Source organism: Niastella sp., from assembly GCF_045805085.1.
GTDB lineage: Bacteria > Bacteroidota > Bacteroidia > Chitinophagales > Chitinophagaceae > Niastella.
Map to the genome: position 1 here is coordinate 1 of NZ_JBJMLX010000090.1, position 9,848 is coordinate 9,848.

Annotated in this window: 6 protein-coding genes; 4 read left to right on the forward strand and 2 right to left on the reverse strand. The window is 49.3% G+C overall.

The genetic code is table 11. The annotated features are described in order from the left end of the window. Positions 1 to 318 (reverse strand): DoxX family protein (locus ACJ751_RS04565; RefSeq protein WP_407744192.1); only part of this gene is annotated, 318 nt, incomplete at its 3' end. Positions 319 to 365: 47 nt separating this feature from the next. Continuing rightward, positions 366 to 1,475: a glycoside hydrolase family 130 protein gene (locus ACJ751_RS04570; protein WP_407744193.1), complete on the reverse strand. Its 1,110-nt coding sequence runs from the start codon at positions 1,473 to 1,475 to the stop codon at positions 366 to 368. 133 nt (positions 1,476 to 1,608) lie between these two features. On the opposite strand from ACJ751_RS04570, the gene ACJ751_RS04575 reads away from it, so the two are divergent. From ACJ751_RS04575 to ACJ751_RS04590, 4 genes are all read left to right on the forward strand, one after another. Continuing rightward, positions 1,609 to 3,531, forward strand: a complete 1,923-nt coding sequence (locus tag ACJ751_RS04575) for a hypothetical protein (RefSeq protein WP_407744194.1) — start codon at positions 1,609 to 1,611, stop codon at positions 3,529 to 3,531. Between the two features lie 304 nt (positions 3,532 to 3,835). Next, positions 3,836 to 6,154 carry a pentapeptide repeat-containing protein gene (locus tag ACJ751_RS04580; protein WP_407744195.1) on the forward strand — a complete coding sequence of 773 codons (2,319 nt, stop codon included), beginning with the start codon at positions 3,836 to 3,838 and terminating at the stop codon, positions 6,152 to 6,154. Further along, the gene (locus tag ACJ751_RS04585) at positions 6,114 to 8,273 is read left to right on the forward strand and encodes a pentapeptide repeat-containing protein (protein ID WP_407744196.1); all 2,160 of its coding nucleotides are present in this window, start codon (positions 6,114 to 6,116) and stop codon (positions 8,271 to 8,273) included. The genes ACJ751_RS04580 and ACJ751_RS04585 overlap by 41 nt, the downstream gene beginning before the upstream one ends. Before the next feature lie 22 nt (positions 8,274 to 8,295). Beyond that, on the forward strand, positions 8,296 to 9,848 hold a 1,553-nt coding region (locus ACJ751_RS04590), incomplete at its 3' end, for a hypothetical protein (RefSeq protein ID WP_407744197.1).

A 9,848-nucleotide genomic window follows, 5' to 3' on the forward strand; every position in this document is an offset into this window, starting at 1 on the left:
AAGCATCCCAAGCATCATGGGATCAAAAGTTTTGGATACCGCAATGCCGGAATAAGTGGCGCCTAACAGGTCGAAGAACAAGCCGGCATAGGCCCATTCTTTTATTGTTTTCAGTCCGGGAATTAGAATAGCAATAGAGCCAAACAGCTTGGCATAACCAGTGAAAGGAATAAAGTAGATGGGGAAGCCAAGGAAATCATGAATCAGCTTCTTTGAATCTTCGTTTACGATTATACTGCCATAAGCAGAAAACAGCATGAGCGCTGCAAATAAAATGGTGAACACCCAGTAAAGAATGTTGATAGTTTTTGGTTTCATCGTTAGTTGGTTTTAACGAATGTAAATAAAATTGGTAAAATATGCGTCTACTTTCCCGGCTCATACACCGCCACGCCAACCCGGCTATCGGCACAGCCATAATACAGGAACCATTTGTTGTGAAAAAATACCAGTCCTTCAACAAACACAGTGCCTGCCGGATATTGCCCGCTTTTTTCAAATGGAGCGGTGGGCACAAAAAATGGTTTATCCAACCGGCCAATCACTTTTGTGGGGTCGTTCACATCGAACAATACCTGTCCGGCGGCATAAGTATTGGCGGTATAGGCCGTGTCTCTTCCTGCACCGGGTTTGTTCTTGCCATTGTACAGTAACAGGATGCCTTTAGCCGTTATAATGGCCGGTGGGCCACATTCGGTGAGATCGCTGTCGAAGTAATTTGGTCTGGTTCTAACCACAGCTTTCAATTCGTCTTTTTCATCGAGCATCGGTTCCCAGTTTATGAGGTCGTTGCTGGTGGCGATGTTCAAGAAGCGTTCCCCCCAATACATCATGTATTTGCCGTTCACTTTGGCGATCACCTGGCGGCCGTTCACCAGTTTGGTAACAATAGAGGCCGACTTGCTGGCCAGATCCTTAAACCGGCCCTGGTAAGCCTTGTAAAAGGCAGGGCCATGTTTGGTCCAGCTGGTGAGGTTGGTGGAAGTAGCCACCGCCAGCCGGGGCACTTTCTTGTTCCATTGCGTGTACAGCATAACGTAGGTGCCGGTTTCTGTTACGGCAATGCGCGGGTCTTCACAACCACCGGGCCATTCAAATTCCTGTTGGTTGTCGTTGGTGGGGAATAGTACAGGTGTTGGCCGGCGTTTCATGGTAAGTCCGTTGCTGCTTTCTGCAAGCCCCAGTCTGGAGGTTCGTTCACCAATCCCTTCACCGGATCTGTCCTCAGCCCGGTAGATCACATAAATTTTATCGTTTCGGATGGTGGCAGCGGGGTTAAACACATCATTAGCTTCCCATGCCACCTGTGTCTTGTTCATGGGGTCACGGAAAGTACTTTTGGGATTGGGTGACAGAACAGGATTCACATTGGCAGGGCGAACAAACGGCCCAAATGTCCAGTCGGACATTTGCTCCTGTGCCATGATGGGTATGGAACTGATCAAAAAAACAAGGGCGGCAAGCATTCGTTTCATACAATAAGTTTGAGTACTGAGTTGATACGTCAATTATACGTCAACCCGTTTTAAGGATTTCTTTTATATGTATTTTAATAAACGGATAGATCAATAGCTGGCTCAATGTTACTAAGTTCGCTAAAAAAACAGTATGAGCAGGCAGGTGTCACGACGGAAGTTTATTATAACTACTGCAACGGGTGGAGTGGGATTGGCGATGGGCAATATTAACCGGTTGGCGGCAGCAGTTGCCAGTCCGTTTTCAGGGGATGATGACTTGTATGCGCTCAGCAATTCGCTTTCTGCTACCTGGGCTTCCACCTTATTGGGCCTGCAAATAAAAGATAAATCGCAGGGAGCCGACTATGGCGGTCTTCGCTGTCCGGGCACCCAACACATTTACGGCCGAATAGGCGATACCATTTATCCTTTTATGCATATGGCCCGCCGTACGGGCGATAGCCGCTACCTGGATGCTGCCGTGTTGCTGTTTCGCTGGATAGAGACCAATGTAAGTCAGCCCGATGGTTCCTGGCTTAATGAACCAAACGACAAATGGAAAGGCATTACCGCTTTTACGATAATCGCTTTGAGTGAGGCCATCCTTAATCATGGCGAACTGATGGACCCCGCGTTTAAAAGCGCCATAAACGACAGACTGGCCAAAGCAGGGGAATTCATTCATGCCAACTTTAATATCGACTTCGGCAATATCAATTATCCCATCTCCGGCGCCTATGCATTGTCATTGTTAGGCACCATACAGGATAATCCAAAGTTCAAACAAAAGGGCAGGGTGCTTACTCAACAGGCGATGAAATTCTTCAGCCGCAACAATCATTTATTATTTGGCGAAGGCACGCCTTATTATGAAGCCAGTAAAAAAGGTTGTTTCTCCGTCGATCTGGGATACAATGTAGAAGAGTCGCTGCCCAACCTGGCCTTATATGGTTTGTTGAATAAAGATGAAGAACTGTTGACAATGGTCACGGCCTCATTACAAACGCATATGGAATTTATGCTGCCCGATGGCGGCTGGGACAACAGCTGGGGCACCCGCAATTATAAATGGACTTATTGGGGAAGCCGCACCAGCGATGGCTGTCAGCCGGCTTATGCGTTGCTGGCTGATCGCGATCCCCGCTTTTACCGCGTTGCATTAAAAAACACGCAATTGCTACAACAGTGCACCGTGAACGGATTGCTGATGGGTGGTCTGCATTATAACACGCATCACGTGCCGGTAAGTATGCACCATACTTTCTGTCATATAAAAGCGCTCACCACCATACTGGATCATGAGCGGCCAACCCTCCGGCAAGATGGAAAAGGCATCCCTCGCGAAAGCAGGTATGGCCTGCGTTTTTTTGAAGACATTCAAACCTGGCTGATCGCTACGGGAAAATTCAGGGCTACGGTAACCGGTTACGACCGCGAATACAAAGCCATGCACAATGGCCATGCCTCGGGTGGTGCGCTCACCATGTTGTGGCACGAACAAACCGGGCCGCTGCTGGTGGCCAGTATGAATAGCTATCAATTGGTAGAAGCCGGTAATATGCAGTCAGATACTGATCCGCATAACATGGCACTGACACCCCGCGTTGAATTGAGCAGTAACGGCGTTACCTATATGAACATATGCCATCTCGATGCAACCGTTACGGCCAGTGAAACCGGATCTGCAATAATTATCCGGGCCAGCAGCCGGTTGGTAGATCAGGACCAGAAAGATCCGGCGGAGGGACCGGTATATTGCCATACAGAATACATATTCACCCCGAATAAAATAACACTTACCCTGCGCTGTGATAAAGTACCTGACGTTTACAAAAACAATATCCGCATCGTAGTGCCGGTGATCTCCGCCTCAACAGAGAAAGTACAAACAACCGGCCACAACAAAATTACCATTCAAAAAAACAAAGCCCGGGTTACGATCACTTCCGGTCAACCGCTCACCCGGTTGGAAACCACCGGTAGTCGCGTTTTCAACTTTGTGCCCGGCCTGGAAGCGATCCCGCTTGCTATTAACGGGCACGCTGGCACAATTGATATTTCCGTAAAGGAGTAAGCATGTTATTGCTTTCGGGTGAGCCCGCTTTCTATTTAATTAAAATACGGGAAAAACACCTTTTTTTTAAAACAGGTAGTTGTACGCACGAAGCGTTACATGGAAAGTTGTTATTTTGAACCATCATCAGCTGTATCAATTACTTTGATCAGCAACCTTCAAAAATCCCTGTTATTACCTGTTAAAGATCAATTTTAAGGTCGTTCTATCTTCAACGGATAGCCGTTACATTCTGCTAGTAGCATTTGTTTTCGATTTCATTTGCGATCAGTTTTAGGATACCATGAATTTTAAATAATGACCAATGATTACACAAATTATTGGGGCATGCTCCTTTGTCATGATCTTTCATGCAGGGGCATATTCCCAAAACTGTCCGGCTGGCGGGAGTGGCCCCGACTATTCCGGGAAAAACCTTACCGATTCCAATTTTACTACACTATCAGCCAATGCACTGGTGGGAGCGAACTTTTCCAATGCAATACTCAGTGGCGCACAATTTCAAAATGTAAATCTAACCAACGCCAATTTTACCGGCGCCATCATGCGCCGGTCGGCAAAGGGAGTAACCGATCTGAGCGGGGCTCAACTGGACCATACCTGTTTCCAACATGCGCAAATGGACAGCGCCAATTTACAGTTCGCTGTTTTTAAAGCTACTGATCTTTCCAATGCCAGCCTGCTGGCTGCCGATTTCGGACCGCTGATGACCATTCAGCCTTCTGGCGATGATCTAAGAACAAAATTTAATTTCACCACCACCGATTTTAACCATTTCCCTATTAATAACTGGCCCGCAGCCTATTGGTCGTATACAGATCTCAGTAATTGCCGCATTTCCGGTCTCAACTCCCAGAACTTCAGTTTTAAAGGCAAAAATATCAGCGGGGCCATTTTAAAGGCCATGAATTTCGCCAATTTCGATTTCCGGCATTGCGTAATGACAGGCGCTGATCTTTCCGGGGCCACGCTTAATTATGCGCAAATGGACAGCAGCATCATGGACCAGGTAAAACTGGTTGGCGCTAAACTGAATTATACCCAACTTACCGGGGTGAGTTTTTACAACCCGGCCAATACAGGTAAGATAGCCGATCTTTCAGGGGCGGGACTCAACAATGCCACCCTGCACCGCAGCAATTTCAGCTTTACCAATATGCGCGGGGCCACGCTGTTAGGTGCAACCGCCGACAGCTGTGTGTTCAATTATGCCAATTTTCAATCAGACACCAGCTATAACGTGGCCAACTTTTCCGGCGCCAATCTTAACTATGCTTCATTCAGTTCGGCGCAGCTCAACGGCGTTAATTTATCCAATGCGTATATCGTTAACGGAAATTTCAATAACCTAACGCTGATGAGCACCAATTTCAGCTATTCTATTATGCCGGGCGCCGTTTTTCAACAAAGCGTACTGGAGGGCGTGTTTTTTACCAATGCTGTTTTACAGAATGCCAATTTTATTTCCGCCACTATAAAAAACCCACCCAATGGAGGGGCAGGGGTCGACTTCTCCTGTACCCAACTGGGCGGAGCTAATTTTTCCAATGCTACTGTTACCCAGGCCAATTTCTCCAATGCGGTTATGCTGGTGGCAGATTCCTGTTGTAAAGAACTCGATGGTAGTTTTTGCGGCATAGTAGCTATTAATCAACAGGGTTATGGTGCAACGGTATTTCCGGAATTGAAGAATAAGGTGGGTTGCCCCAATGGCGACCTCGATACCTGTCATGGGCAGCAATGGGTGGTGCCCGGCTGGCGTACCGCCAATTGCAATCCGCAGCACGTGACCCAGATCGTTTGGTTTAAACCCAATTGCGGTGGAAGCGATACTACCGGCAGGATCACCTTTGCCGACCCTAACCTACAGGCTTGTTTGGTGAACCAGCTGTTTGGCGGCGATAACAGTAAAGTGATCACCAAAAACATTGCCGCCCAGGTGCCCTCGCTCAGTTGTCCCTGCAAGGGCATCAGCAATCTCAGCGGGCTGCAGTATTTTACTTCTCTCAGATCGCTCGACCTTTCGTGCAATAACCTCACCGATGGTACCTTCTTTGCCCAGTTGCATTCGTTGAATAAATTAAAGGTGAGCGAGAACCGGTTAGTGATGCTGAATTTACAGGGCGTTCCGGGGATCAATTACCTCGATGCCTCGGACAACGCGCTTACTTCCGTACTGCTGGATGCCGACAGTTATGTCAACTTCCTGGACCTGTCGTACAACAATTTGTCGCAGCTGGATCTTTCCATTCAAACTGCCCTCAATTATGTTGATCTCTCCAATAATAAGTTAACGAACGTAGGGAATTTTTCGGGGTTCAACAATGTAAGCACCATCTACCTGCAGAACAATTCACTAAAGACTATCGGCAATATTGCAGGTATCTATAACAACGGTAACGGAAATCTTTTATTCATGGACCTGGCCTGCAATCTGCCATTTCAATGTAATACGCTGGGGCTCGATAATACGCAGGCAGAAAAAGATTTTCTAAGTCACAGTCTGTGTGGTGTAAACAATTCACCCGGATGCAATACCAACCTGTCAACTACAAAACAAACCATTAAAAAACATCTCCCCCATGTACCTAAAAAGAAGAACAACCAATCTCTGCGCAAATAGAGCAGGCTATCTTTCTATCAACCTGCTGTTTATTGTGTTGTTGTTACTGACTGATGCAAGTTATGCCCAAACCAACAATGATTGCCCTTTCTGTTACCTCATGGGCAAAAGTTTTGCCGGTCAGGATCTGACAAATGCAAATTTCAACGGGGCCACATTAGACAGCGCCGATTTTACAAATGCAGGGTTAGATGGCGCTAATTTCAGTAACGCCAGCCTTATAGGTGCAAAGTTCGGTAATGCTAAAGCGGCCACAACCGCCAAGGGGCCGGTTAATTTTTCACTGGCTAATTGTACGGGCGCCAATTTCAGCAATACCAGTTTGCAGAACGCGGTGTTTTATTACGCTAATCTCAGTTGTACAAACTTCACGAACGCCGATCTTACTACCGTACGTATGGGCCCCGAATTGAAAGTGTACAACAGTTGTCCCGCTGTATTTACAGGCGCCAAACTGGGTTGTGCGTTCCTGCCATTCGTGTATATGCTTAACCTGAAAGACGCCAAACTGCCGCCCTGTTTACAGCAAGCAGTATTGCAGGCAGATAAAACGGCGCGGGTAATAATTACCGATATAAAGAAACCATTGGACCCCACACAAACTACGCTGGTAACGGCTGCCGGTAGAGGAGGCTGTAAAAGAGATACTACAAAGGCGGTGACTAAGCAGCAGGTAGCACCAGGAGATACCTTGTATGTATCGAACCAGGGAACAGACAGCAGCAGGTGCGGCGGCGCCGGCAGTCCCTGCAAAACAATAGCACAGGCAGTAACCAATTGCGGCACCAACGCCTGTACCATAGCGGTGGATTATGGGGAATACACGCTCACTACACCAGTGTCGTTGAAAGGCATTAACCTGGTAGGTGGTTTTTACAATGGCCAGCCTACCACGTACCAGTCAGCGCTGTTGGCGCCACGGGGTGGTTTGCCTGCCATCATTGCCGCAGGAGGTACAGTAAGCATCAGCAATTTTATTTTGAATGGCAGTACGCCTGTACAACAAAACCTGCCAAGTATTGTGCTGCAGGCGCAGGGCGGCAGTACCGTAACCCTGGCAAACACCAATATCAATTCTTTTAAAGGTGGCCTGGGTAGCAATGGCAACAGTTCGGGCGCCGGAAGCGGCGGCAATAAGGGAGGCGATGGCAGCAATGGCACCGGCGGCGGCGGTGGAACTTCCGCCTGCGCCAACAATACGGGCGGCGTTGGTGGTAGCAGCTCTTATTTTACCAAAGCCGATTGTAAATATTTGTGGAAAACGGTCCAATGCGAACAGTCTATACAGGTTTGCTGGTACAATGGCGGCAGCGGCCAGCCAGGTTCCACCAATGTATGGGCCGCAGGCTCCACGGCAGCAGCAGGTGTATTTTACTTCTGTGGCAGTAAAGACCGCCCATCCACAACCGCAACAGGTACGACAGGTACCGCAGGCGCCTGTGGCAGCAACCCGGCTAACCCTTCCAGTAATACCACCGGCACATTTTCAAACGGGCAATGGACTACCGCTATAAGCAGCAATGGTACGGTTGGTGGTAACGGTGGCGGCGGCGGAGGGGGTGGCTGTGGTGGTTATTGCGCTTATTGCGGCTGTTTTTGCGGGGAAGAAACGTACAATGGAACGGCAGGCGGCGGTGGTGGAGCAGGTGGTTGCGGCGCTGCCGCCGGACAAGGCGCCAATATGGGCGGCGGTTCTTTTGGCGTGGTGCTCGTAAGCGCCACCCTGGTAGCAGACAGCACAGTAAAAATAACCAATGGTGCCGGCGGCGATGGTGGAACAGGCGGCGCCGGCAACAGTGGCGGTACCGGTGGTGCAGGTGGCGGCGCCCAGCAGGGTAACAACGTATGTAATAATACAGGCGGTCAGGGGGGCAGCGGTGGCCCCGGTGGAGCAGGCGGGGCCAGTGGCGGCGGCGCCGGCGGCAATGGCGGCCCATCCATAGGCGTGGCCCTGGTAGGCACTTCCACGGTGTCGAACAAGATCGTATTCTATGCAGGCAAATCGGGTAACCCTGGCAGTGGTGGCGGAGGCGGTAACCCCATCTCCGGGGCCACCTGTTATGGTGCAAAAGGCAATGGTGGCCTGCAGGCTACCGTAGCGAATTCTTATCAATATTAGAAACCATTAAATTAATCATCAAATGGGAAACGAAAACACAGGTGCAAAGTTGGGACACATTTTTCATGTGGGCCTTACCGACAAATTCGAGAACGAAGATTACTGGCTGCACGTAGCGGGAAAAAAATATCCGCTGGTAGCACATACAGCCGAAACACTGGCGGCGGCGCACCAGCAACAGCCGGCGCTGGCAAAATATCCGCAGGGCCATCTTACGCATTATACTCAAATGCCGGTGCCCATGCCGCTGAACCATGTAATACGTATATCGGTACGGCACACCAACTATACAGGAAAGGTGCCGGGCGATTACGGGGTGCATTTCGTGGCCATTCACGTAGTGCCCGACGATAAGGCGCATCAATTAATGGCCAGTCAAAACCAGGTGAAGGTAGTGGCACAACCCATCGATTATGTCAGCACGGCAAAAGCATTGATCTTTCACCATGCCGACCTGATAACGGCCAATGCTACTTATGCCCCTATTGTAATGGATCATATGGACCAGGAGTTAGCGCCTTCAACCTATCTGCTGGTACAACAACTGGCTACGCAAATGCGGATAGCCGGCCCGCCTACCGCCAACAGCGGCTGGGCTAACTACCAGCCTTACAATGCCGGCAGCGGCGGTACCAAACAAACCCTGGTGCCAACTGCCAGCACCATTCAAAATGCAGGCATCTCCATGACGGCCGTGCAGGTAAGCACCAAGAACGATACCAGGCTGCAGGGCACCAGCTGGACGCAGGAAACCGGTACCAGTGTACAAACTAACACCAATGCTACTCCCGAGTTACTGGGTTCTGTAAAACTGGATACAGTGGGTGGAGATAACTGGACGGCCTCCCTGGCTAGTACCAATACTTCCAACGGATTGCAAACTTCCATCAAGGTGCTCAACAGCGGTACCAGGCAGGTACAGATCACGATGGACAACTACTATGTACGCTGGCTGGCAGCTTACGTTCAGTTTGTTGATGCCGATGGCAATACTATGAGCACACCCACCTGGCAGCCTGACGATGGCGGCATTGTGGCAGACATTATCAATGCCCTGAACCTGAATTATGATGACATGCGTTTTATCGGCTGGATCAATCCCATTGATACCGTGTTTGCCATCCCTGTTGCTGCCGATCCGGGTACGCTTACCGTAAATATAACATTTCCCGAAAATGCAGTTTCGGCTAACCTGTTTGGTTGCGGATTGGGCACCGGTAATAACCAATACCCAAAAACGCCGGTGATCGGCGGGGTATTCACCGGTTTGGCCAATTTAGGTATTCCCACCTTTTTCCTCGGTTTTGGCGTGGCGGCCCAAACGTATAAACCATTATACGATATCATGGGCAATGCTACTTTTATTAAAGCGGTGGTAGGGATCGGGGCGCTTTACTTTGGCGGCGATTTCATTTACAATGGCGCGGTGAATAAAAAAATGGACTGGCATGCATTCTCCTCGCTCACACAAATATTGTTCAACCAGGCGTGTACCAAAGCGTTGGTATGGTGTGAAGCGGAGATTGCCGGCGGGGAAATTGAAGATGAGATCCCGTTTGCAGGCTGGATCATGCT